The organism is Vibrio sp. Vf1514, assembly GCF_052076135.1.
GTDB classification, from domain to species: Bacteria; Pseudomonadota; Gammaproteobacteria; order Enterobacterales; family Vibrionaceae; genus Vibrio; species Vibrio furnissii.
On the sequence record NZ_CP197268.1, the window covers coordinates 297,861 to 319,264 of the forward strand.

Here is a 21,404-nt window from a genome sequence, read left to right on the forward strand (position 1 = left end):
TTCCCAGGCTGCTGATTCTGTTGCTCTTTTCACTGTACGCTGACTCGGCGCATTTGGCGAGCTTCGCCACGTCAAGATTGCAGTTGCTCGGCGATGAGCGCCGCGAGCACCGTCAAGCTGCGCAGCCACGTTGCGTCATCGTTGAGGGTCGCGACACTAAAGCGAATGCAGTGATTGAACTGGCCTTGGGTGGCAAACAAATGACCGGGTAACAGGCTGATTTTCTTTGCCAAGCAGGCGTGATAAATGTGGTAGGTGTCCACCGTGTGCGGCAACGTCAGCCAACACAGAAACGAGCCGTCCGGGCGCGACAGATGATAGCGCCCGGCCAGTGCAGGCCGTTGCTGAAACGCTTGGTGCAACAAGCGCGCAAAACGCTGTTGCCGTTGCTGATAGACACGGCGCATGCGGGCGAGGTGCGTGCGGTATTTGCCTGTGGTGAGAAATTCGGCCACCGCTGATTGCATTAAATTGAGGCTGCCCATGTTTTCACTCAGCAGTACCTTTTCGATTTGCGGCAAGTAACGACCAGCCACAATCCAACCGATGCGCAGGCGCGAGTCGAGGGTTTTAGACAGCGAGTTGAGGTAAATCACGCGCTCTTCGGTATCAAGCGCTTTGAGGCTGGGAATTGGCTCATCAAACCCTAGGCTGCCAAACACATCATCTTCGATAATGGGCAGCGTGCGCGTCACGGTAAGCAGCGCTTGGCGGTGGCTCAAGGGCATTTGCGCCCCGGTTGGGTTATTGAAATTGGGCGTGACCAACAAGGCCTTGATTGGCCAGCGGGTCACGGCATCTTGCAGAGCGTCGATATCGATGCCGGTGGCGGGATGGCACGCAATTTCAATCACACGCAATCCCAATGATTCCAGCAGCAATAAGGTGCCGAAGTAGCAGGGCGATTCCACCGCGACAATATCGCCGGGCTGCGTCAAGGCGCGCAGTGCCAAACTGATCGCTTGCTGGCCGCCGTGCGTGATGGCGATGTCACTCCGCTGGGCATCGATGCCGAGATCGCGCGTGATTTTGCGCAGTTGGCGCACCAGTTGATCGTGACCCGGTGGCAATTGATAGTGGCAGGGCATGTGGGTTTGTAGGCGACTGTGGCGGCCAATTTCTGCATACAAACTGCGAATGGCGGGCGAATCGGTGTCGGGATGCGCCGAGCCGGCTGGCATGTCGTGTTGAATGATCGGCTGCGTCAAAATGGATTTCGACATCGATAACAAATCAACGCGCGATGGCGCATGGGAAGGTGTCTCGGTTTTCAAGGCCCGTTCAGCTACGCGATACCCCGAGCGCGGCACGGCATAGACCCAGCCTTGCGCTTCCAATTCTTGATACGCACGAATGACGGTGTTTTTGCCAACCCGCTGGCGCTCACTCAATTGCCGAATCGAGGGCAGCTTGTCGTGGGCTTGAAACAGGCCATCTTCCATCGACTGGCGCAGCTGCGCTTCCACATCACTGTATTTGCAATCGTCTTTCATTCTGTACCCATTAAAACGCTATCAACTGTGCCTTTTTAGTTTTTCTGTACCCAACTAAAGTAACGTCATTGTGACTCAGAACTCCAGAGATTTTTCCATGCTTGTCAAAATGATTCCGTTCCTGTTTGTGGTGCTTTGGGCGTCCGGCTTTGTCGGCGCTCGCTTTGGGTTGGCGTACGCGGAGCCCATGACGTTCTTAACCTTGCGGATGGTGTTTAACGTGTTGCTGTTTGCCGGGCTGATTGCTGTGCTCAAACGCCGCGTGCCGACGGGCAAATCGTTCTGGCACTCTTGCGTGACGGGGCTGTTGATTCACGGCCTTTATCTGGGCGGTACGTATCAGGCGATTTACTGGGGCATGCCCGCGGGGCTGACGTCACTGCTGGTGGGCATTCAACCGATTTTGACCGCGCTGCTTTTGGTGTGTATGGCGACCGAGCGTTTGAATCTGGCGCAGTGGGTGGGGTTGGGATTGGGCTTTGCGGGAATTAGTTGTGTGCTGCTGGGGAACATGGAGTGGCAATCGGACGCGCATCAATGGGCGGCGATTGGCATGTGTCTCATCTCATTGACGGGCATTACGCTGGGGACGTTGTATCAGAAGAAGTTTTGTCAGGGCGTAGACTTGATTGGCGGGGCTTTGGTGCAGTATGTGGCGGCGGCCGCGCTACTGATTCCTGCGGCGTTTAGTTTTGAAACCATGCAGGTGGATTGGACGCCAACCTTTATCATGACGCTCGCGTGGCTCGTGGTTGTGTTGTCGTGTATCGCCATTTTGCTGCTGTTGTACATGGTGGAGCACGGCGCTTCATCAAGCGTTGCTTCTGTGTTTTATCTGGTGCCACCGACCACGGCGCTGCAGGCGTGGCTCTGCTTTGGCGAATCGTTTGATGCCCTTGGCGTGCTGGGGTTTGCGATGGCGGCGATGGCAGTCTATCTGGTGGTGAAAAAACCAGTGTTGCTGCGCCGCAACATGCCAGTTGCGCTTCGCCAAGACAGTTAACCGCGGTCGAACACGCACCATTGGCGACTCGATATTCAAAAGCCCCGTGGATACGGGGCTTTGTCGTGATGACTGCTCAAAGAATCGCGGCGGCTTAAAGGATCGCGACCGTTTCATCAGAGTAGCGCTGAATGATCGGGTTCTTGAGCTGCGCTTCATCTGCCGGTTGCCACAAGCCGCGCTTGATGCCATTGACCACCATGTGAATCACCGCGGAATCGATGGCCGACATGATGGCGATATTGACCGGTTCGTTATTGGTGTAGCCTGATTCGAGTTCCAGCAGATCTTGATAAGCGATGTAGCGAAAGACGCTGGCAGAGACCTCTTGCGAAAAAATGGTTTTGCTGGTGGTAACGCTGAGTACGATCTGGCCGGTGCGCACATCCACGGCGCGCAAATTGACCGTCACCTGATCCATGCGATATTGACCGTAAGCCGCAAAGCCAAGATAACCTGCGCCATGGCCACCGGTTTTGAGGTCCGATTCATAGCCGATGATGCCGCCTTCAATCACCAGATTGGCCGATTTGAGCGCCGGTAAGTCGTCGCCAATGTTGGCGGGTGTTTGATCTTTTTTCTGCGCCGCACGAATGATTTTGCGTTCGGTGAGCAGGTTTTGCAGCCCCTCCCGCTCTAAAGGCAAGAACCAACCTGAATCAAGCAGCGCCGTGGTCAACATGGAGGTACCGCCTTGTGGAACCGCCGTAGAGAAACTGCTGTTGGGCGACGATTTGTATTGTCCGGTTTGATCGCGGAAATCGTACACCGACACCATGATTTTGCCTTTGGGCAGTGGTAGCTTCACCAAGTCGTTGTACGTGGGGCCACGCGGTGTCAGGGTCGGTGATTCATCGGCATCGGGAATCGACATCGAATTTGAACACCCCGCCAGCAGCGCAACACACAGCATCAATCCTGTTTTCATGGTCCATGTCATCCTGTGTTACAGCCCAGACACTTGAATGTCGGTGGACTCACCCGTCGCCTTGTCGGTGATGGTGATGGTCAGATAGCCGTCGTTATCGGTGATCACCAAAGAATAATCATTGGTTTCTAGGCTGCCGGCCTCTCCGGTCGCCAAAAGTTGGCTGATGAGGCGCGATTGCAAGCTGGAAGTGAGTGATGAGAGCACCGACGAGGAGCTGGAAGAGCCTGAGCTACCCTCGTAATCGTTGATGGCTTCCGCGCGTGAAAACAGGTGTGTGGTATTGAGCGGGTTACCACCAAAGGTTGGATTGACGGGCTCATAAACCAGAGAAGAGCTGAACGCGGGGGCAGATAGAGTCGTGGCGAACAAGCTGACCATGACTGCGTGAGTCACTCGTGGTGGGAGAACGCGACACCGCGCGCGGCATCCATGTTTTACGCTATTCATTGTGATGTCCTTGTGTGCTTCACTGTTACTGCAATTCGTCGTGGTCGAGATCAAACGTGTCTGAATAGAGCCGTTCTATTTTCCAGCGCAATAAGTAATTACTCACGGTCGCAACGGCGGCTTGTGCTTTCTCTCGGGCTTGTCTGGCGCCGGGCGACAACGTGGTGCGATACACCACTTTCTGTGAGTGCCAAACCGTGATAATGCTGCCTTGTGAGGCGGTTGCTCGCTCCTTCACCGTGAAGTTTTCATTCAGGTCGGGCTGGCTTTCATTCATGTATTTGGAAAATTCCGTATAAAAATTGCTGCCGATGCCTGTCATGGTTCGGTCGATAATGAGGCCGTTCACATCATTCAGATTCAACGAGTCATTACTTTCCAGTTGCTGGCCATTTTCCAAGCTCGCCTGATCCTCAGGATTGGCATGACTTGGAGAACTCATTAACAGAAATATGGCAGAACAGAAGAAAAATACAGAACGTAATATTCTATTTCTCATTGTTGATACCATTATTATTAATGTATTTTATTCAGCGCTAATCATAGGTTTTTATTGCCTGATTAGATATAAACTAAAGTCGTGGTTTTAATATTATTCCTATCATGCGAATGAGTGTTTATTTCCTCATTTTTGAATAACTAAATTATAAAAAAATACTTTCAAATATTAATGTAAAGTTGATGGCTGGATCTCGGTATCGCGATTAATCTATTTCTTCGAGAGCACAATGTTCTCTGCGTAAGGGAGGAAATATGTTCGTCCGTATAACTGCCTACGTCATGATGCTGTTGATGGAGGTCATCGTGTTATTGATGATGTCCAACATGGCTTGGTCGCAAGACCGGAATAATCAAACACACGACGATATTGACACATCCGTCGCGTATTCGTGGGGTGGCACGGCGATCGGTCGCTTCGGTACTGGCATGGGTGATTTAAGTCCTTTCAATGAGTTGGAGGATGTTATCACCGCCGATAACTACGCTGAAGTCTCCATGGAGAATGCGATCGGTGGCGAGGTCACCATTGAACAGTATGGTCGTCAGGCTGGCAACAAAGCGAAAGTTATTCAGCACGACAGCAGAAGAAGTCAGGCAACAATTTGGCAAGAAGGCTCGGCGAACACGGCGTTAATTACCCAAACCGGAAACCAGAATAAAGCAGTCATTGGTCAGAGTGGTTATGGGCATGAAGCGTGGATTAATCAAAACGGGAACTTTAACGTGGCGGCTATTATTCAAACCGGTGCAGCGAGTTCGTTAAGTATTAATCAAACCGGACATAATAACCAAGCTTATATTGTCGATAAAGGTGGCTCTAATTATGGCATCAGTCAAAATGGTAATGACTATCTCGCCATAATTGGTGGTTCAGGGATTAATGTGTACGTCACGCAATACTAATAATAGCGTACGACACGTGTTGTCATTCCCGTCTATTCAAAAGTAACAATATGATATCAAGGAAAATGTCATGAAAACAAAAATTGCTCTATTCATCACCGCAGCGTTGGCATCAGGCAGTGCTTTGGCAAACAATGATGCAACGGCCAATCTTTATTTGACCAACGACTCGGCTGTTACGATTACGCAAGTCTCCTCATCTCAAGGTAACTCGGCGCTGATCGACTCCAGCTTCTCGTCTGGAAACACGCTGTCTGTGTATCAGAATGGCGGTGACAATGCGGCAACGATTCGCGCGTTTGACGTCGACGGCTCTACGCTGGCCATCAACCAAACGGGTGACACCAACACCGGCAGCATCACTGCATTGGGCGCGAAGAACGCGAACTTTTCCATCAATCAAGGCGGTGATTTGAATGATGCCTCGATCAAAACCGACAACTACCATCGTGGTCGCGCATACTCTTACGACAATGACACCGTTTCTGTGGTCCAAAATGGTACGGAAAACACCACCAGTGTTGAACTGAAACGTGGCACCGATGACAGCAACGTCTCATTGGCGGCGTCGGGTTCAGGCAACCAAGCTAACGTGGTGCTCGATTGGGCTGACAGCAGCATGGTGACGGGGAATGTTCAAGGCACTGACAACGTGGCCGATGTGCTGATTGACAGCGGTTACGGCAACGAAGTGGCATTTACGCAAAACGGCACCGCGAACCAACTGGATGTAGACGTGCTTTACAGTGACATCAACACCGTTCACGTCAATCAAACCGGTTCAAATAACGCTGCGGATGTCGACCTGATTGCCAGTGACGACAACGACATTTACGTGACACAAAGCAGCGCCAATGCCGATGCGAACGTATACGTGAACTGGAGTAGCAACAACACCATCAGCGTGGTGCAAACCTACGGGGATACGGCGAACGTGAATCTGGGCTTAAGCCACAACAACACGGTCGCGATCAGCCAGTACTAACGCAGCGCGACAACGGCACGTTGGCTATGACACATCACGAGACAGCGGCGCTATGCGCCGCTTTTTTGCTTCTCTCAACCGCCGCGATGGCGCAAGGGCATGAGATGACACATGTCGCCTTACTGGAGGGGCAATTGCAGGTGGACTGCACCCTCGACGACGAGCACACATTGCACCTGACGGTCGAAAGTCAGGCCAGTTTTTCTGGTTCGGTGAGTGTGGTTTCGGCGTCTGGCAGCCGGATTTTGCATCGCTTGCAAGGGCAAACAACGCTCACCTTAGGCCTTGGGGCGGAGCAGTTACCGCTCACGCTGACGGCGGGCACGATGGCAGGCGAAAGTGAATCCCTCACAATTGGCGCAGAATGCAAAACGGCCCCTTGATGCAAGCGGCCGTTTTTTGTGTGTTGAAAGGTTGCGCTTATTCGCTCAGGAACTCGACGCCTTTCTCTTGGAACAGACGTTGGCACGCGCGGCCATCGCTGTGGAATAGGTGACAACGGTGCGCTGGAATACCGATAGTCAGTGTATCACCCACTTCGATATCGAGCGTGTCTGGTTGGCGGTAGATGATGTCTGAATCAGAACCCTTCACGTTCATGTACACCTGAGTTTCGTTGCCCAGTTTCTCCACAATCATCACTTTGCCTTCGATGCGTGCATCGCCGTCGTCGGCTTCAACCAAGTGTTCAGGACGCACGCCCAAAGACATGCGAGAGCCCGGTGTGACCGTGGTGCCATCCACAGGAATCCAGAATGAGAAGCCATTCGACAAGCTCACTTTTACGCGCTCTTTCTCGGCTTCATCAACCGTCACACTCATGAAGTTCATTTTCGGAGAACCGATGAAACCTGCCACGAAGCGGTTTTGTGGGTAGTGGTATAACTCAAGCGGTTTACCCACTTGTGATACAAAGCCTGCATCGAGGACCACAATCTTATCGGCCATGGTCATCGCTTCGACCTGATCGTGGGTAACGTAAATCATGGTGCAGCCCAGTTTACGTTGCAGTTTGGTGATTTCAGAACGCATCTGAACACGCAGCGCCGCATCCAAGTTAGACAGCGGTTCATCCAGCAGGAAGACATTCGGTTGCGAGACCAATGTACGGCCGATGGCCACACGTTGACGTTGGCCACCAGACAGCGCTTTCGGTTGACGATCCAGCAGGTGGCTCAGTTGAAGAATTTCGGCGGCGTGTTCAACGCGTTTGCTGATTTCTTTCTTATCGGCTTTTGCCAATTTCAGGCCAAACGACATGTTATCGTGCAGGTTGAGGTGCGGGTAGAGTGCGTAAGATTGGAACACCATGCCCACGCCACGTTTGGAGGGTTCGATGTCGTTCATGCGTTGGTCGCCAATGAACAGGTCGCCGGAAGTGATGTCTTCCAAGCCCGCGATACAGCGCAGAAGGGTCGATTTACCACAGCCTGATGGACCGACGAAGACGACAAACTCACCCTCTTTGATGTCCAAATCGACATTCTTAGAAATCAGCACATCGCCGTAAGCTTTACATACATTTTTTAACGTGACACTCGCCATCTAGCTCGTCCTCGGATCAAGATTTTTTAATGATTACTGCTCGTCATTATATGAACTTTTTATAAAAAATGTCTGCGAGCAATAACAGTAGGAATACGTTTTAGGTGAATCAACGCTCTGGTGAGTGTGAATGATTCCGCGGCCAGGCCGCACATACCTTTTATGTTGATGCATCAAAGAGCTGGCAAGTAAGAAAAGAAAGGGTGATGCCTCAGACAAAGGATCTGAAGAAACCATCACCCATCAAAGCCAAGAATCGTTTGCTTCCCCCGACACAGATGCACGTCTCCCCCGTACAATAATTACCACGAACGCACCCTCTGTGACAGCAAACCAATTCGGCGATGCAAGCCAGTATTATCTGACATACTGGAAAGGTTCTTACCATCCACTCTTGGATGTATGCAGTTTCTGTGAATCAGGGAGTGAATACATCCTCCTAATCACTTTTTTTGCAGGGGGAGTAGTCAAGGAGGAGGTGGAGGGGTGAGAGAAACACCAAGTCTGATCGAGTTCAAATTATTGATTGCCATCAACTTGATAATGATCACAAACCTTGTTTTTTTTGTGACTTTTGTCTCGAACTCTCAACGATAGAGATCACGAAAATACGCCATAATGCAAAGGGCGTAGGGAGTAGGAGGATGAGGACGAGCCCGTTTTTTCTGATGATATATGGCGAAATACGGCGAAACCTCATCTGGTGAGCCCTACAACACTAATAAAAAGGATATGAACATGAAAAACGCCCTAAGCACGGTAGCGCTAAGTACTATGGTCGCTCTTGGTTCTTTTGGTGCACACGCTGCTATTCAAGAAGGACAACTGACTATCTGGATCAACGGTGACAAAGGTTACAACGGTCTTGCAGAAGTTGGTAAACAGTTTGAAGCCGACACGGGTATCAAAGTGACCGTGGCGCATCCTGATGGACTACAAGACAAGTTCCCACAAACCGCTGCGACGGGTGATGGTCCTGATATCGTGTTCTGGGCTCACGACCGTTTCGGTGGTTACGCTGAAGCTGGCCTGCTGGCTGAAATCAAGCCATCTCAAAAAGTGAAAGACGGCATCGTTGATTTCGCGTGGGATGCTGTGAAATACAACGGCAAACTGATCGGCTATCCAGTTGCGGTTGAATCGCTATCTCTGATCTACAACAAAGACCTTGTGCCAAACCCACCAAAATCTTGGGAAGAAGTGGCTGCGCTTGACGCGAAACTGAAGAAAAACGGCAAGTCTGCAATCATGTGGAACCTGAAAGAACCGTACTTCACATGGCCTCTGATGGCTGCTGATGGCGGCTACGCATTCAAATACACCTCTGACGGCTACGACGTGAAAGACGCGGGTATCGACAAGAAAGGCGTGAAAGAAGCGATGAGCTTCGTGAAAGGCTTGGTGGACAGCGGCGTGATCTCTGCGGACATGGATTACTCAGTGTCTGAAGCGCAGTTCATCAAAGGCAACACGGCGATGACCATCAATGGTCCTTGGTCTTGGAGCAACATCGACAAATCAGGCGTCAACTACGGTGTCACCACGCTGCCGAAATTCAACGGTCAGTCTTCTAAACCATTCGTGGGTGTATTGACTGCGGGTATCAGCACAGCGTCTCCAAACCGTGATTTGGCTGTTGAATTCATCGAGAACTACCTGTTGACTAACGACGGTCTGCGTGCGATGAACAACGACAAGCCACTGGGCGCGGTTGCACTGAACTCATTCCAACGTGAACTGGATGCAGATGCACGTATCGCAGCGACCATGGATAACGCCATGAACGGTGAAATCATGCCGAACATTCCACAAATGAACGCATTCTGGGGCGCAGCGAAAAACGCCATTATCAACGTCGTTGATGGCCGCCAGACTGTAGACGCTGCTCTGGCAGACGCAGAAAAACAAATGACGAAATAAACCATCCTTCGTCAACTATTTTGAGGAGGGGGCAACCTCTCCTTATTTTCCCATTTTTTTATTTCGCTAGCAGGTTGTTCTATGCAGTCAATTCAAGGTACAGAGGCGATGTCAGCACCAGCAACGACACTCCCGGCCAACAAGCGCGCATTCATCAAATGGGCCGTATTAGGCGCAGTGGGTATCGTGAATGGCTATGCAACGATTCTAATGTATTCCCGCGGTGAGCTGGCTTTTGCTTTGCTGACCCTGATTCTAACCGCTCTTGCGCTCTACATTTTCGGCAGCAAGAAAACATACGCGCATCGTTATATCTATCCAGGTGTCGCCGGGATGATCCTATTCATCCTTTTCCCATTAGCCTATACGGTGAACCTGGCGTTTACCAACTACAGCGCCAAAAACCAACTCTCCTACGAGCGTGCACAATCTGTCCTGATGGACCGTACGTTCCAAAGCGGAGAAAGTTATTCATTTCATCTCTACAGCACAGAAGATGGTTACCGCATCTCGATTGAAGATGGTGACAAACTGTACGCAACCCCGGCGTTCTCTATTACCAATGTGCCTTCGGATCTAGACCTTGCTCCGATTGACGCCATGAGCGGTGAGAAAGAACCGATTAAAACCATCATCAGCAATCGTAGTGCGCTGGGCGGATTGGACTTGCACTTCCCATCGGGCGATGACATTCGCATGAGTGGCCTGCGTAAGTTTGCGGCGGTCGTTCCGCTGTACACCATGCAAGAGGATGGTGAAACGCTTTACAACAACCGCACCGGTGAAACGCTGCGCCCGAATATGGAACTGGGTTTCTACCAGCCAATCGATGAAAACGGCGCGTTTGTGGGCAACACGGTGTCGCCAGGTTTTGTGGTCTCTATCGGAACACACAACTTCGAACGTGTGTGGAAAGATGATGGCATCAAAGAGCCGTTTATCAGCATCTTCATCTGGACGGTTGTGTTCTCCGTGCTGACGGTGATCTTTACGCTCATCATCGGTCTGATTCTGGCGAGTGTGGTGCAGTGGGAAGAGCTGAAAGGCCGCGCGGTATACCGTGTGCTGCTGATTCTGCCTTACGCGGTGCCGGCGTTCATTTCGATTCTGATCTTTAAGGGCTTGTTCAACCAAAGCTTTGGTGAAATCAACATGGTGCTACAAGCGCTGTTTGGGATCAGCCCAGCTTGGTTCTCAGACCCATTCTTGGCGAAATCCATGGTGATGATCGTCAACACGTGGCTGGGTTTCCCTTACATGATGATTCTGTGTATGGGCCTGTTGAAAGCTATTCCGGAAGATTTATACGAAGCGTCAGCGATTGACGGCGCGAACTTTGTGCAGAACTTCAAGAAGATCACGCTGCCTCTGATGATTAAACCGCTGACACCGCTATTGATTGCAAGCTTCGCGTTTAACTTCAACAACTTCGTGATGATCCAATTGTTGACCGCTGGTGGCCCGAACATGATCGGCACCTCGGAGCCAGCAGGTTATACCGACCTTTTGGTGAGCTATACCTACCGTATCGCGTTTGAAGGCGCAGGTGGTCAAGACTTCGGTCTGGCAAGTGCGATTGCAACGCTGATCTTCCTGTTGGTCGGTGCACTGGCACTCATCAACTTACGTTTCACTAAAGTCAGTCAGAATTAAGAGGAGCGACGACGATGGCAATGGTTCAAGGTAAATCGCTCAAGTACCGTGTGTGGGCCACACACATCGCATTGTGGGCATTTTTGTCACTCATCATCTTTCCACTGTTGATGATTGTCGCTATCTCATTTCGTGAAGGTAACTTCGCAACGGGTAGCCTCATTCCAGACAACCCGTCTCTGGAACACTGGAAACTGGCGCTGGGCTTTTCGGTCACCAACGCGGATGGTAGCGTAACACCGCCACCTTTCCCGGTACTGACTTGGTTGTGGAACTCGGTGAAAATCGCGGCAATCTCATCCGTGCTGATTGTGTCGCTGTCGACCACATCGGCTTACGCGTTTGCTCGTATGCGCTTTAAAGGCAAAGAAACCATCCTGAAAGCGATGATGATTTTCCAAATGTTCCCAGCGGTACTGGCGCTGGTGGCTATCTACGCACTGTTTGACAAGCTAGGACAGTACATTCCGTTCCTCGGGTTGAACACGCATGGCGGCCTGATCTTCTCTTACTTAGGCGGTATTGCGCTGCACGTATGGACGATTAAAGGGTACTTTGAAACGATTGATAATTCGCTGGAAGAAGCGGCGGCACTGGATGGTGCAACCCCTTGGCAAGCGTTCAGACTGGTCTTGTTACCGTTGTCTGTGCCGATTCTCGCCGTGGTGTTCATCCTGTCGTTTATCATGGTGGTGGGTGAAGTTCCGGTAGCATCGTTACTACTTTCTGATGTAAACTCGTACACACTCGCGGTTGGTATGCAGCAGTATTTGTACCCTCAGAACTACTTGTGGGGCGACTTCGCGGCAGCGGCAGTCTTGTCTGCACTACCAATCACTATCGTATTCCTGCTTGCACAACGCTGGTTAGTCGGAGGCCTGACAGCTGGTGGTGTCAAAGGATAACAACGATAATGGCGACCGCAAGGTCGCCCATTTTGTCCACCCTTAACACTTTTGGTTTGGCCGCCGATCAGTTAAGAAGGAGACAATTCTGGCGTTACGCATAGCTGGCTGTTAGCTCTATTCCTTACGTATCATGACTAACAGTTTTTGTAACCAAAACCTGAGCTGAGCTCAGGTTTTTTTATGTCTGCCGTTTGGGGTTGGCCTCTTGAGATGACCTTCCATACGGAAACCGATTCAGTATATAGACGGTGTGAATGGACAAAAGGTGAGCGGAAAAGGAGTGCGAGTCAGATCTGAATTGTTGGTGTAAGCGGCGCAAATCCTGCAGAAAAATCAGAACTCACGACTGGACGGCGCGCATCCGATGTATTGCAGCAGTACGTACAGGCTCTCTTGCTGTAGCGCGACTTTACGAAACAGATCGGCAAAGGTGTCATCCCCGCCAAAGCAAGCGTTAATGTAGTGGTTGATTTCGGTGGGTTGATACCCTTCAACATACAGGGTGCGAACCCATTGGTACTCGACGGCTTTTGGATTGGATAAGGTTGTTTCACTGAGAGTGATATCGCTGAGCGTTAATGCCATGGGTCTGTTTTCTCGGTCGTGTCAGGCACACGTTTGCCTGATCATCGCGCATTAAAGCAGAGAAAAATGAACGTTCGATGACAGTGGCCGGTGATTGGCTGCAACAGCGGTTGATTCGAGGGCTGCAGTTGATGGGAAGACTGAGGTTGACAGGAACACAGCGGCTGAAGCGCCGCTGTGACGTAAAGCGGTGCGAAAGGGCTATTTGGCTTTAAGGTATTTCACGTGCGCTTCCATCTCTTCGCCGATCTCGGTGCGCATATTCATCAATCGGACGGCGGAGTTGTGCAGTTCGATGTCTTCTTGCGTGGTGGGGATCCATTCCGGTACTGCGGTGGGTTTACCACTTTCATCCACAGCGACCATGATCACGATGCAATGCGTGGTCAGACGGTTTTTCAACTCTTTTGGATCGCTGGCCTGAACATCAATCGCGATGTGCATGGAGGTTTTGCCGGTGTAAATCACTTTGGCACTCACTTCGACCAAGTTGCCGACATGAATCGGCGCCACAAAACGAATGCCCCCGGCGTAAGCGGTGATGCAGTATTTGCCACTCCAAGCCGCCGAACAGGCGTAGGCCGCCAAGTCGATCCATTTCATCACGGCGCCGCCGTGCACTTTACCACCAAAATTCACATCACCGGGCTCTGCTAAAAAACGCAGAGTAATATCTCGTTTGCCACTGCTCATAGGCTGATCCTTCATTATTCAACACGGACAAGGGATTGTTCTGTACTAATAACGAATCTATAACTTATTCGCAATGTTTTGTTCATTTTGTTTCGCTTTGCCGGTGAAAAAGGCAAGAAAAAACCCCTTTTGCGTGCAACAAAAGGGGTCTCATGTCGGAATGGTACGATTAATTATATTCGGGTGTACCTTAATTTTTAGCCAACTGATTGCTAGTAAATCAGAGGGCCTGATAATAATGTAAACAAGGCTAAGACGTAACTGTTCGATCGGACAGGTTTCCTCATTTAAGAGATTGTTTAGCGTGATTTCTCCATTAACCAATAGGAGAAGTCCGATGAGTATCTCAATCCACAGTTATCAATTCACTACCGTTCCAGCACACGACTACCTGGCGCTGCTTAAACTGCGCTTTAAGGTGTTCTCTGAACGTTTGCATTGGGAGCTGGAAACCCATGAAGGGTTAGAAAGCGACGAGTACGACATTCCAAGTGCCCATTACCTCTATGCAAAAGGGGATGAAGGGCACCTGATTGGCTGCTGGCGCATTTTGCCAACCACAGACAACTACATGCTCAAAGATACCTTTCCGGAGCTTCTGGGTGACGTACAGGCCCCGAAAGGCAAGCGTATTTATGAACTGAGTCGTTTTGCGGTCGACAAAGAGTTTTCGGCGCAATCCGGCGGGGTGAGTAACGTGACGATGAAGATGTTCCAATCGCTCTATCATCACGCGCAGCGTCAAGGCATTGAACGGTATGTGACCGTCACCTCGACTGGTGTAGAAAAGTTGATTAAGCGACTGGGCATTCCGTGTGAGCGGGTGGGGGACAAGCAGGTACACATGCTGGGCGATACGCGCTCCGTGGCGCTGTTGATCCCCATGAACGACCACTATCGCGAGAGTGTGGGCGCTTGATTCAAATGTAAGGATTGATATAGCCACCTAAGATGGCTTTAGTGATAGCTTGGTAGCGATTCGTCGCGCCAAGCTTTTTACAGGCATTGGCGATATGAAATTTCACCGTGCGCTCAGAGGTGTCGATGATCTTGGCAATCTCCCACGCACTTTTCCCTTCTGCTGCCCAAGTGAGGCATTGGTTTTCACGGGCGGTCAATTCAATACGCGGCGCCGCATCTTTGTGGCAGCGTGCGATGTTATGAATGTTGTGCGACAGCAGTGGAATGATCAGTTGCGAGGTTTGAATCGCTTCACTGTTGAGCTCGTAATGGCGCGTATCCGAGGTGGCGAAACTCAACATCCCAAACTCACCGCGCAGGCCGTGAATCGGAATCGAAAACCCTTCTTTTAAGCCGTTAATTCGCGCTTCTTCAAACATTTCGTGCGCTTGATTGGATGCCACGGGAATCTGCGACCATTTAATCGGTAAAAAGTTGGTCATGCTGTATTGCACGATCGGGTCAACGTGCATGAAGCCTGCTTCATCGTATTGTTGACGCCAACTGGCTGGGTAGTTATCCGTGATTAAGGTTTCACTGGTGGTCAGTGTCGGTTGCAATGACAGCCCAAACAAGAAGTATTCGTGGTCGATAATATTATTTAGCGCCGCCAGCGTGCTCTCCAAATTTTCGTAACTGGTGATCACTTGGTTTTCTTGAACAAGGCGGAGAATCTTCTGCATTTAAGGATAATAATCTAAGAGCAATAATGAGATAGTGATATTAATATCAGATAAGCGCGAAAGGCAAGATGACATTAGTCTGATGTCCGGATTTTGTGCGCGGGTGGGCGAAAACGAAAGAAAGCGCGGACTCGCGCTTTCTAATTAAGCCACTTGAATGGTGACTTCGTGCCCTTTCGCAAAATTCGCGATTTCTTTTGGTGGTTCTTGATCGGTGATGATCAAATCCACATCGGCCAGCGTGCCGAGCTTCACCATGGCGTTGCGGCCAAACTTACTGTGATCGACGGCGAGAAAGACACAGCGGCTGTTTTCGATAATGGCACGTTTCACTCGCACTTCATGGTAGTCGAAATCGAGCAGCGAACCGTCGTAGTCGATACCACTGATGCCGAGAATGCCAAAATCAAGCCGGAATTGAGAGATGAAATCGAGCGTGGCTTCCCCCGTGACGCCGCCATCTTTGTTGCGCACTTCACCGCCGGCCAAAATGATACTGAAATCCGGTTTCGCCATCAAAATGGTTGCGACGTTGATGTTGTTGGTCACGATGCGCAAGTTATGGTGTTCGTCCATCAAAGCGCGAGCCACCGCTTCGGGGGTGGTGCCGATGTCGATAAACAGCGTGGTACCGTCGGGAATGTGTTTGACCAGCGCGGAGGCCACTTTCTCTTTTTCGCCTTGCGACGTCACCTGACGTGTGTGATAGGACGAGTTTTCAGAACTGGTTGCAATGGTGGCGCCGCCGTGGTTGCGACGCAATTTGTTGTCATCCGCCAGCTCATTCAGATCACGACGAATGGTTTGTGGGCTTACATTGAATCGTTCAACCAGTTCGTCGGTGCTGACAAACCCTTGGCTTTGAACCAATTCGATGATTTCTTGATGGCGTTTTACCGCTTTCACAGGCATGTCCTTATACATTGAATTGCTACAAGTGTACGGTTTAGCACACTAAATTCAATTGATTAGCGAGAGTTTTACAACGTTGCTGTTCGTTTTAAGCTTCGTTTCACATAAAACGAACATGACCTGCCGTGGCATTTGATGCTCATATGAGCATTCATGCTTACGCCTGCGCTGCGTTTTCAACGGGTTTGATTACTCTGCGACGTACTTTCAGTTGCGACAGAATCACCCCACTGACCACCATCACGCCGCCCAAGACATGATAAACGTGAATCTGTTCGCCCAGCAGCGTGGCCGCTAAGCTGACCGCAACCACGGGCAGCAAGTTCATAAACATAGCGGTGGAATCTGCGCCAATCGCATCGATGGCTTTGATCCACATCCAAGGTGCTAGCAAAGAGGCCGCCACTCCAGCGTAAGCGATCAGCGGCAGTGACCCTTCGGTTGGAAGCAAGTGGTCGCTGGTTAGCCATAAGGGCACCAGCATAATGACCGCACACACGCCTTGCAGGTAGATTAACGTCCAGTTGCTCAATGGCATTTTCCAGCGTTTTAATAGCACGCAGTAAATCGCGTACACCAGCGCCGCCAAGACCATCAAGCCGTCGCCTTGCGTCACGTCTTGGTTGAGAAAGAACAGCACATCGCCCTGACCCAGCATAAATGCCAGCCCTGACAACGAAATCACGCCGCCAACAATACTCAAACCGGAAATGCGTTTGTTCAGCAGCGGCACGCTGATGAACACGCTCATCAATGGCACCAGCGAGGTGATGAGCGACATGTTAGACGCGGTGGTGGTCAACCCAGCGTAATAGCCGAGCGATTGGTTCAGCACCATGCCGAGCAATGCCAAGAAGGCCAATTTCGCTAAATAGGGTTTGATGATGTGACGCTGACGAATCACCGCTGGCAAACAAAACGGCGTTAAAATCAACATGGCTAAAAACCAGCGATAGAAGCTCATCGCACTGGGTTCGATGGTGCTGGCTGCAAGTTTATTGACGATGGAGTTACCACCCCAAATCAGCACAGTAAACAGTGGAAGAAGATAAATCATGTGCGCCTCGTCTCAATTTGCGTCATGGAAACTAGTTTGACAGGTCTATATAATTACATATATCTCTAAAACGACATTGCGAGCGATAGGAAGACAAGTTTGAAAAAACGCGCCAGAAACCTTCATCCATCATTATCAATCGAGCGTGCACCATCTGACGTATTTATGAATTTCGAGGCGTTTTTGTCTAATACCGAAACGCGCGAACACAGCCACCCCTGGGGGCAGGTTCAGCTCATCTCGGGGGGGATTTTGGAGATGGAAGCGGAAGACACGCGCTTTCTGGCGCCGCCACATTTGGCGATTTGGGTGCCAGCCGGTATTCGCCATCGCAGTTACAATCGCAAACCAATCGAGTATTGTTCCCTCAACATTGCTGCGGCGATGACCACCGCTTTTCCCAGCAAAACCAGCCTGATCAAAGTCACGCCAATTGTTTCAGCGATTATTGATGATTTTCGTCAACGGGAAATCAGCGTGGCGGAGGCGCCGCAGGATCTGCGTTTGGTGCAAGTGCTGCTCGATCAGTTGGCAACCCGTGAAACTCAGCACCATTTTCTGCCATCAAGCAGCAATAAGTATTTAGCGCCGATTTTGTCGGCGGTGGAAGAGAACCCGACCGATGACACCAGCTTGCAACAGTGGGCGGAGCGCGTGCACACCACGGAGCGCACCTTGGCGAGGCACTGTCAGGCGGAGTTGGGCATGAGTTTTACCGAGTGGCGACTGCGTGTGCGCTATCTGTATTCGATGGATTTACTGCGCAACGGGCATTCGGTGAAAGAAGTGGCGCTGACGTTGGGGTACAACCAAGCCAGTCCGTTTATTGCGATGTTCAAAAAATACTCCGGGCAGACCCCGGAGCAGTATAAAAACCGTTTGTTGTGATCGCCATAAGGCGCGATACACGGCGGTGTTGGCGTTAAACCTCAGCCAGCACACTCAACTCACTTAATCTGAGTTAACACATAGTCCAGCGCGCCAACAATCGCAGCCACTTGCGCATCGTTACACTCTTCATCGGTAACGCTCGGGCTGTCTGGGTACACTTCGGTGGTGGAGCCATACACACAATTGGTTACGCCGCCGCACAGACCCAGAGCCTTCATCGGATAAAGAATCACGCCGTCTTGCACCACTGCCGAGCCAATGATTTCACCGTTGTTATCAGCTGGCGCGATATGGGTCACTTGGCGCACCGATTGAATGATTGCCGCCTGAAATTCAGGTTGTGGGTTGTCGCTGTCGCCAACGGTGTAAAAGCCATCCGGAATGATGCCGGCGTCATAGGCTATACCATCGCGCGCCGCCAATGCTGGGCGAAACTCACTTTCGTCAGTATCGGTGGTTTCGTGCAAATCAATGTGCATCAAGACGTTTGGTAGCGTCGCCACGAGGGCCATCAGATTCGCGGATTCTTCAGCCGGGGTTTCGGCATAAAACGATCGGTTGGGATCAATCGCATTGGGGTTCCAGCGATTGATCGTCTCGTAACCCCATGGGCTGATACAAGGTGCGGCCACAATATTGACATGAGATTCGTAGCGTTTGGCTTCCGTCGCGAGAAATTTCAGTGCGCCGTGAACGCCACTGGTTTCGTACCCGTGCACGCCACCGGTGATCAAAATGGTCGGCTTATCGGCTTGCCAATCGCGGGTTTTGATGCAAAACAGCGGGAAACGTGCCGGATCGTACGACAGTGCGCCATATTGTTCGACCTCAAAAGCTGAGCGCAATGCTTCAATTTTGGGCACCACTTCACGTTGGTATTCTCGTTTGACGGTGGTTTGTGCGCGCCAAGCTTGGCGTTCAGATTCACCCCAAGGTTGGCCTGGCGTGCCAATGGGGTAGGTGTATGCAGAGTTCATGGACTTTCCCTGTAAGTGGAACAAGCTATGCAGAGTAATCCGCCAACGCCCGGTGTGCAACTGTGGCTCAGGGTGTCGGCGTGTTTTGCGACTTTTCTTGTGGTTATGACTAACCGATTCACCGGGTTAGTGTTACATTTCGTTTCATCGATTCCTGATAACAAAAAGAGACTGTTCATGGCTGGAGCGAGCTTACTGACTTTGTTGGACGATATTGCGACGGTGCTGGATGATGTTGCCGTGATGTCGAAAGTAGCGGCCAAAAAAACCGCAGCGGTACTGGGTGATGATTTGGCGTTGAATGCCCAGCAAGTGTCGGGTGTGACGGCAGAGCGAGAGATCCCGGTGGTGTGGTCAGTGGCCAAAGGATCGTTTCGCAACAAATTCATTTTGGTGCCGGCAGCGCTAATCATCAGTTCAATTGCGCCTTGGCTCATCATGCCGCTACTGCTGCTGGGTGGGTTGTTCCTCTGTTTTGAAGGCGCAGAGAAAGTGCTGGAAAAGCTGTTTCACACGCAGCCGGAGACATCACCGGAAGAAGCCCTAGAAGCATTGGGGCAGCTCAGTTTGGAAGAGTACGAGCAGAAGAAAGTGAAAGGGGCAATCCGCACCGACTTTATTCTGTCGGCCGAAATCATTGTGATTGCGCTGAGCACCGTTCAAGGCAAAGAGATGATGACGCAAATTGTGGTGGTGAGCTTGATTGCCATGATCATGACCGCTGGGGTGTACGGGCTGGTGGCTGGGATCGTCAAGTTGGATGACTTAGGCTTTTATCTTGAACGCAAGTCCAAAGGCCAAGGGTGGCTAGCAAGCGTGGGCGGTGTGTTAGTCAGTTTTGCGCCGAAGTTGATGAAAGCGCTCACCGTGGTCGGCACGGCGGCGATGTTCTTGGTCGGCGGTGGCATTGTGGTGCACAACGTGCCGATGATCCATCACTGGATTGAACCCGTGTTGATGGATTTGCCGAATCTGTCATTGGTGAATTCACTGGTTCCGGTGGTGCTCAATGGCTTGATTGGTCTGGTTGCAGGCTTGGTGATTGTGGCCGTGATGGAAGTTGTGCACAAAGTACGCGACCATTAAATAAATCGTTGTCGTGAAGATAAAACATTTCAATGGTGATTTGTCAGTGAAGGAATAGACTAGCGCTTTTCTTTTTCCGGCAGTCACCCTTTATGCATTGTGAATTCTTTGAACAGCAACGCTGCACGTCTTGCACGCATTGCGCCACGCCTTACGCTTCTCAGGTTGAGATCAAAGATAACCAACTCAAAGCACTGCTGACGAACTTGGCGCCACAACAATGGCTGGCGCCCATGCGCAGTCAAGAAACCGCATTTCGCAATAAAGCCAAAATGGTGGTGCTTGGCGCCGCACATGCGCCGATTCTGGGCATTGAAAGTCAACTTGACGGCGCTGTTTTGTCACTCACGCAGTGCCCACTCTATCCGGCACCCACGCAAGCGTTGCTCGAATATCTGCAGCAATGGATTCGCATTGCGGGAATTCCGCCCTACAACAAAGCCAAGAAAAAGGGCGAACTCAAGTTCATCCTGCTGACTCGTAGCGAACACAACGGCCAGTTCATGCTGCGCTTTGTCAGCCGCAGCTCAGCGGTGCTGCCGCGAATTGAACGCAATTTGCCTGCATTGTTGGCGGCGTTCCCGGCGATTGAAGTCGTATCGGTCAATATTCAGCCCGTGCACATGGCAAGGCTTGAAGGTGAGGAAGAGATTTTTCTCACTGACACGCAAGTGTTGATGGAGCAGTTCAACGATGTGCCGATGGTGATTCGTCCGAAAAGCTTTTTCCAAACCAACCCGCAGGTCGCGTCATCGTTGTACGCCACCGCGCGTCAATGGGTGCGCGAGTTAGCGCCGGCGCACATGTGGGATCTGTTTTGTGGGGTGGGTGGCTTTGCACTGCATTGTGCATCACCCAGCACGGCAGTCACCGGGATTGAGATTGAGCCGGAAGCGATCGCCAGTGCCAAGCGCTCGGCCAGCGCGATGGGGATTGATAATCTCAGCTTCGCGGCGCTCGATTCGGCGCAGTTTTCATTGGGGCAGGACGTGGCGCCGGATTTGGTGTTAGTGAATCCGCCTCGCCGCGGTTTAGGGGATGCGCTGACCCAGCAATTGGCGATGTTGGCCCCGAAACACATCATCTACTCCAGCTGCAATCCATTGACGATGAAAAACGATGTGGAACAACTGACGGAGTATCGCGCGGTGAAGCTGCAATGGTTTGATATGTTCCCGCACACCGATCATGCTGAAGTGTTGCTGTTGCTTGAACGCACTGCCTGAAACGGATTAAAAAAGGAGAGGTGAGCCTCTCCTTTTTTGTGTTTG

At 51.1% G+C, this 21,404-nt stretch carries 22 protein-coding genes; 11 read left to right on the forward strand and 11 right to left on the reverse strand.

Annotated features, from left to right (window positions below):
- Nucleotides 1-71 precede the first annotated feature (71 nt).
- Nucleotides 72-1,493 carry a PLP-dependent aminotransferase family protein gene (locus tag ACS18Q_RS16125; protein ID WP_441257987.1) on the reverse strand — a complete coding sequence of 474 codons (1,422 nt, stop codon included), beginning with the start codon at nucleotides 1,491-1,493 and terminating at the stop codon, nucleotides 72-74.
- 97 nt (nucleotides 1,494-1,590) lie between these two features.
- Between ACS18Q_RS16125 and ACS18Q_RS16130 the strand changes: the two genes are divergently transcribed.
- The gene (locus tag ACS18Q_RS16130; protein ID WP_038151867.1) at nucleotides 1,591-2,496 is read left to right on the forward strand and encodes a DMT family transporter; all 906 of its coding nucleotides are present in this window, start codon (nucleotides 1,591-1,593) and stop codon (nucleotides 2,494-2,496) included.
- 94 nt (nucleotides 2,497-2,590) lie between these two features.
- Here ACS18Q_RS16130 and ACS18Q_RS16135 read toward each other — a convergent pair whose 3' ends face one another.
- The 3 genes from ACS18Q_RS16135 to ACS18Q_RS16145 form a co-directional block, all read right to left on the reverse strand.
- Nucleotides 2,591-3,424 carry a CsgG/HfaB family protein gene (locus ACS18Q_RS16135; RefSeq protein ID WP_004727657.1) on the reverse strand — a complete coding sequence of 278 codons (834 nt, stop codon included), beginning with the start codon at nucleotides 3,422-3,424 and terminating at the stop codon, nucleotides 2,591-2,593.
- 18 nt (nucleotides 3,425-3,442) lie between these two features.
- Nucleotides 3,443-3,805: a curli assembly protein CsgF gene (locus tag ACS18Q_RS16140; protein ID WP_143680084.1), complete on the reverse strand. Its 363-nt coding sequence runs from the start codon at nucleotides 3,803-3,805 to the stop codon at nucleotides 3,443-3,445.
- A 94-nt stretch (nucleotides 3,806-3,899) separates the two neighbouring features.
- Nucleotides 3,900-4,316 (reverse strand): curli production assembly/transport protein CsgE, encoded by a 417-nt coding sequence (locus tag ACS18Q_RS16145; RefSeq protein WP_238529605.1) that lies wholly within the window; start codon nucleotides 4,314-4,316, stop codon nucleotides 3,900-3,902.
- A 311-nt stretch (nucleotides 4,317-4,627) separates the two neighbouring features.
- Here ACS18Q_RS16145 and ACS18Q_RS16150 point away from each other — a divergent pair, with 311 nt between their 5' ends.
- The 3 genes from ACS18Q_RS16150 to ACS18Q_RS16160 all read left to right on the forward strand — a co-directional run bounded on the left by ACS18Q_RS16150 (nucleotide 4,628) and on the right by ACS18Q_RS16160 (nucleotide 6,646).
- On the forward strand, nucleotides 4,628-5,278 hold the full coding sequence (locus ACS18Q_RS16150; RefSeq protein WP_238795955.1) for a curlin subunit CsgB: 651 nt from the start codon (nucleotides 4,628-4,630) through the stop codon (nucleotides 5,276-5,278).
- 70 nt (nucleotides 5,279-5,348) lie between these two features.
- Nucleotides 5,349-6,263 carry a curlin gene (locus tag ACS18Q_RS16155; RefSeq protein WP_441257988.1) on the forward strand — a complete coding sequence of 305 codons (915 nt, stop codon included), beginning with the start codon at nucleotides 5,349-5,351 and terminating at the stop codon, nucleotides 6,261-6,263.
- A 26-nt stretch (nucleotides 6,264-6,289) separates the two neighbouring features.
- Nucleotides 6,290-6,646: a hypothetical protein gene (locus ACS18Q_RS16160; protein WP_441257989.1), complete on the forward strand. Its 357-nt coding sequence runs from the start codon at nucleotides 6,290-6,292 to the stop codon at nucleotides 6,644-6,646.
- A 37-nt stretch (nucleotides 6,647-6,683) separates the two neighbouring features.
- Here ACS18Q_RS16160 and malK read toward each other — a convergent pair whose 3' ends face one another.
- The gene (gene malK, locus ACS18Q_RS16165) at nucleotides 6,684-7,808 is read right to left on the reverse strand and encodes a maltose/maltodextrin ABC transporter ATP-binding protein MalK (RefSeq protein WP_014258045.1); all 1,125 of its coding nucleotides are present in this window, start codon (nucleotides 7,806-7,808) and stop codon (nucleotides 6,684-6,686) included.
- Between the two features lie 738 nt (nucleotides 7,809-8,546).
- Between malK and malE the strand changes: the two genes are divergently transcribed.
- The 3 genes from malE (at nucleotide 8,547) to malG (ending at nucleotide 12,286) form a co-directional block, all read left to right on the forward strand.
- On the forward strand, nucleotides 8,547-9,728 hold the full coding sequence (gene malE / locus ACS18Q_RS16170; RefSeq protein ID WP_038152314.1) for a maltose/maltodextrin ABC transporter substrate-binding protein MalE: 1,182 nt from the start codon (nucleotides 8,547-8,549) through the stop codon (nucleotides 9,726-9,728).
- Between the two features lie 81 nt (nucleotides 9,729-9,809).
- Nucleotides 9,810-11,381 carry a maltose ABC transporter permease MalF gene (gene malF, locus ACS18Q_RS16175; protein ID WP_038151870.1) on the forward strand — a complete coding sequence of 524 codons (1,572 nt, stop codon included), beginning with the start codon at nucleotides 9,810-9,812 and terminating at the stop codon, nucleotides 11,379-11,381.
- Nucleotides 11,382-11,395: 14 nt separating this feature from the next.
- Nucleotides 11,396-12,286 carry a maltose ABC transporter permease MalG gene (gene malG / locus ACS18Q_RS16180; RefSeq protein WP_004727667.1) on the forward strand — a complete coding sequence of 297 codons (891 nt, stop codon included), beginning with the start codon at nucleotides 11,396-11,398 and terminating at the stop codon, nucleotides 12,284-12,286.
- 336 nt (nucleotides 12,287-12,622) lie between these two features.
- Here the strand turns inward: malG and ACS18Q_RS16185 are convergent, their stop codons facing one another.
- Together ACS18Q_RS16185 and ACS18Q_RS16190 are read right to left on the reverse strand one after the other, a co-directional pair.
- A complete protein-coding gene (locus tag ACS18Q_RS16185; RefSeq protein WP_004727668.1) occupies nucleotides 12,623-12,874 on the reverse strand; it encodes a hypothetical protein in 252 nt (83 codons plus the stop codon).
- Nucleotides 12,875-13,075: 201 nt separating this feature from the next.
- On the reverse strand, nucleotides 13,076-13,567 hold the full coding sequence (locus ACS18Q_RS16190) for an acyl-CoA thioesterase (RefSeq protein ID WP_014258046.1): 492 nt from the start codon (nucleotides 13,565-13,567) through the stop codon (nucleotides 13,076-13,078).
- A 337-nt stretch (nucleotides 13,568-13,904) separates the two neighbouring features.
- Here ACS18Q_RS16190 and ACS18Q_RS16195 point away from each other — a divergent pair, with 337 nt between their 5' ends.
- On the forward strand, nucleotides 13,905-14,486 hold the full coding sequence (locus ACS18Q_RS16195; protein ID WP_004727670.1) for an acyl-homoserine-lactone synthase: 582 nt from the start codon (nucleotides 13,905-13,907) through the stop codon (nucleotides 14,484-14,486).
- Between the two features lies 1 nt (nucleotide 14,487).
- Here ACS18Q_RS16195 and ACS18Q_RS16200 read toward each other — a convergent pair whose 3' ends face one another.
- The 3 genes from ACS18Q_RS16200 to ACS18Q_RS16210 form a co-directional block, all read right to left on the reverse strand.
- Nucleotides 14,488-15,210 (reverse strand): LuxR family transcriptional regulator, encoded by a 723-nt coding sequence (locus ACS18Q_RS16200; protein WP_154179238.1) that lies wholly within the window; start codon nucleotides 15,208-15,210, stop codon nucleotides 14,488-14,490.
- Nucleotides 15,211-15,354: 144 nt separating this feature from the next.
- Complete coding sequence (locus ACS18Q_RS16205) at nucleotides 15,355-16,116, reverse strand: DeoR/GlpR family transcriptional regulator (protein ID WP_441257990.1); 762 nt, start codon at nucleotides 16,114-16,116, stop codon at nucleotides 15,355-15,357.
- A gap of 163 nt (nucleotides 16,117-16,279) precedes the next feature.
- Complete coding sequence (locus tag ACS18Q_RS16210; RefSeq protein WP_154179236.1) at nucleotides 16,280-17,179, reverse strand: DMT family transporter; 900 nt, start codon at nucleotides 17,177-17,179, stop codon at nucleotides 16,280-16,282.
- Nucleotides 17,180-17,278: 99 nt separating this feature from the next.
- On the opposite strand from ACS18Q_RS16210, the gene ACS18Q_RS16215 reads away from it, so the two are divergent.
- Entirely contained in the window at nucleotides 17,279-18,067 is a 789-nt protein-coding gene (locus ACS18Q_RS16215; protein WP_014258049.1) for an AraC family transcriptional regulator, read from the forward strand.
- Between the two features lie 59 nt (nucleotides 18,068-18,126).
- Here the strand turns inward: ACS18Q_RS16215 and ACS18Q_RS16220 are convergent, their stop codons facing one another.
- Nucleotides 18,127-19,047, reverse strand: coding sequence for a M14 family metallopeptidase (locus ACS18Q_RS16220; RefSeq protein ID WP_441257991.1), 921 nt, complete (start codon nucleotides 19,045-19,047; stop codon nucleotides 18,127-18,129).
- A gap of 177 nt (nucleotides 19,048-19,224) precedes the next feature.
- Between ACS18Q_RS16220 and ACS18Q_RS16225 the strand changes: the two genes are divergently transcribed.
- Both ACS18Q_RS16225 and rlmC read left to right on the forward strand, forming a co-directional pair.
- Nucleotides 19,225-20,133, forward strand: a complete 909-nt coding sequence (locus tag ACS18Q_RS16225; RefSeq protein WP_441257992.1) for a DUF808 domain-containing protein — start codon at nucleotides 19,225-19,227, stop codon at nucleotides 20,131-20,133.
- Nucleotides 20,134-20,225: 92 nt separating this feature from the next.
- Complete coding sequence (gene rlmC, locus ACS18Q_RS16230; protein WP_441257993.1) at nucleotides 20,226-21,359, forward strand: 23S rRNA (uracil(747)-C(5))-methyltransferase RlmC; 1,134 nt, start codon at nucleotides 20,226-20,228, stop codon at nucleotides 21,357-21,359.
- Nucleotides 21,360-21,404 lie beyond the last annotated feature (45 nt).

Coding starts and splice junctions, on each gene's coding strand:
- ACS18Q_RS16225 (WP_441257992.1), top strand. CDS start 19,225: ATGGCTGGAGCGAGCTTACTGACTTTGTTGGACGATATTGCGACGGTG.
- ACS18Q_RS16160 (WP_441257989.1), top strand. CDS start 6,290: ATGACACATCACGAGACAGCGGCGCTATGCGCCGCTTTTTTGCTTCTC.
- ACS18Q_RS16125 (WP_441257987.1), bottom strand. CDS start 1,493: ATGAAAGACGATTGCAAATACAGTGATGTGGAAGCGCAGCTGCGCCAG.
- ACS18Q_RS16185 (WP_004727668.1), bottom strand. CDS start 12,874: ATGGCATTAACGCTCAGCGATATCACTCTCAGTGAAACAACCTTATCC.
- ACS18Q_RS16190 (WP_014258046.1), bottom strand. CDS start 13,567: ATGAGCAGTGGCAAACGAGATATTACTCTGCGTTTTTTAGCAGAGCCC.
- ACS18Q_RS16220 (WP_441257991.1), bottom strand. CDS start 19,047: ATGAACTCTGCATACACCTACCCCATTGGCACGCCAGGCCAACCTTGG.
- ACS18Q_RS16200 (WP_154179238.1), bottom strand. CDS start 15,210: ATGCAGAAGATTCTCCGCCTTGTTCAAGAAAACCAAGTGATCACCAGT.
- rlmC (WP_441257993.1), top strand. CDS start 20,226: ATGCATTGTGAATTCTTTGAACAGCAACGCTGCACGTCTTGCACGCAT.
- malE (WP_038152314.1), top strand. CDS start 8,547: ATGAAAAACGCCCTAAGCACGGTAGCGCTAAGTACTATGGTCGCTCTT.
- ACS18Q_RS16210 (WP_154179236.1), bottom strand. CDS start 17,179: ATGATTTATCTTCTTCCACTGTTTACTGTGCTGATTTGGGGTGGTAAC.
- malG (WP_004727667.1), top strand. CDS start 11,396: ATGGCAATGGTTCAAGGTAAATCGCTCAAGTACCGTGTGTGGGCCACA.
- ACS18Q_RS16140 (WP_143680084.1), bottom strand. CDS start 3,805: ATGGTCAGCTTGTTCGCCACGACTCTATCTGCCCCCGCGTTCAGCTCT.
- ACS18Q_RS16150 (WP_238795955.1), top strand. CDS start 4,628: ATGTTCGTCCGTATAACTGCCTACGTCATGATGCTGTTGATGGAGGTC.
- ACS18Q_RS16145 (WP_238529605.1), bottom strand. CDS start 4,316: ATGAGTTCTCCAAGTCATGCCAATCCTGAGGATCAGGCGAGCTTGGAA.
- ACS18Q_RS16135 (WP_004727657.1), bottom strand. CDS start 3,424: ATGAAAACAGGATTGATGCTGTGTGTTGCGCTGCTGGCGGGGTGTTCA.
- ACS18Q_RS16155 (WP_441257988.1), top strand. CDS start 5,349: ATGAAAACAAAAATTGCTCTATTCATCACCGCAGCGTTGGCATCAGGC.
- malF (WP_038151870.1), top strand. CDS start 9,810: ATGCAGTCAATTCAAGGTACAGAGGCGATGTCAGCACCAGCAACGACA.
- ACS18Q_RS16130 (WP_038151867.1), top strand. CDS start 1,591: ATGCTTGTCAAAATGATTCCGTTCCTGTTTGTGGTGCTTTGGGCGTCC.
- ACS18Q_RS16195 (WP_004727670.1), top strand. CDS start 13,905: ATGAGTATCTCAATCCACAGTTATCAATTCACTACCGTTCCAGCACAC.
- malK (WP_014258045.1), bottom strand. CDS start 7,808: ATGGCGAGTGTCACGTTAAAAAATGTATGTAAAGCTTACGGCGATGTG.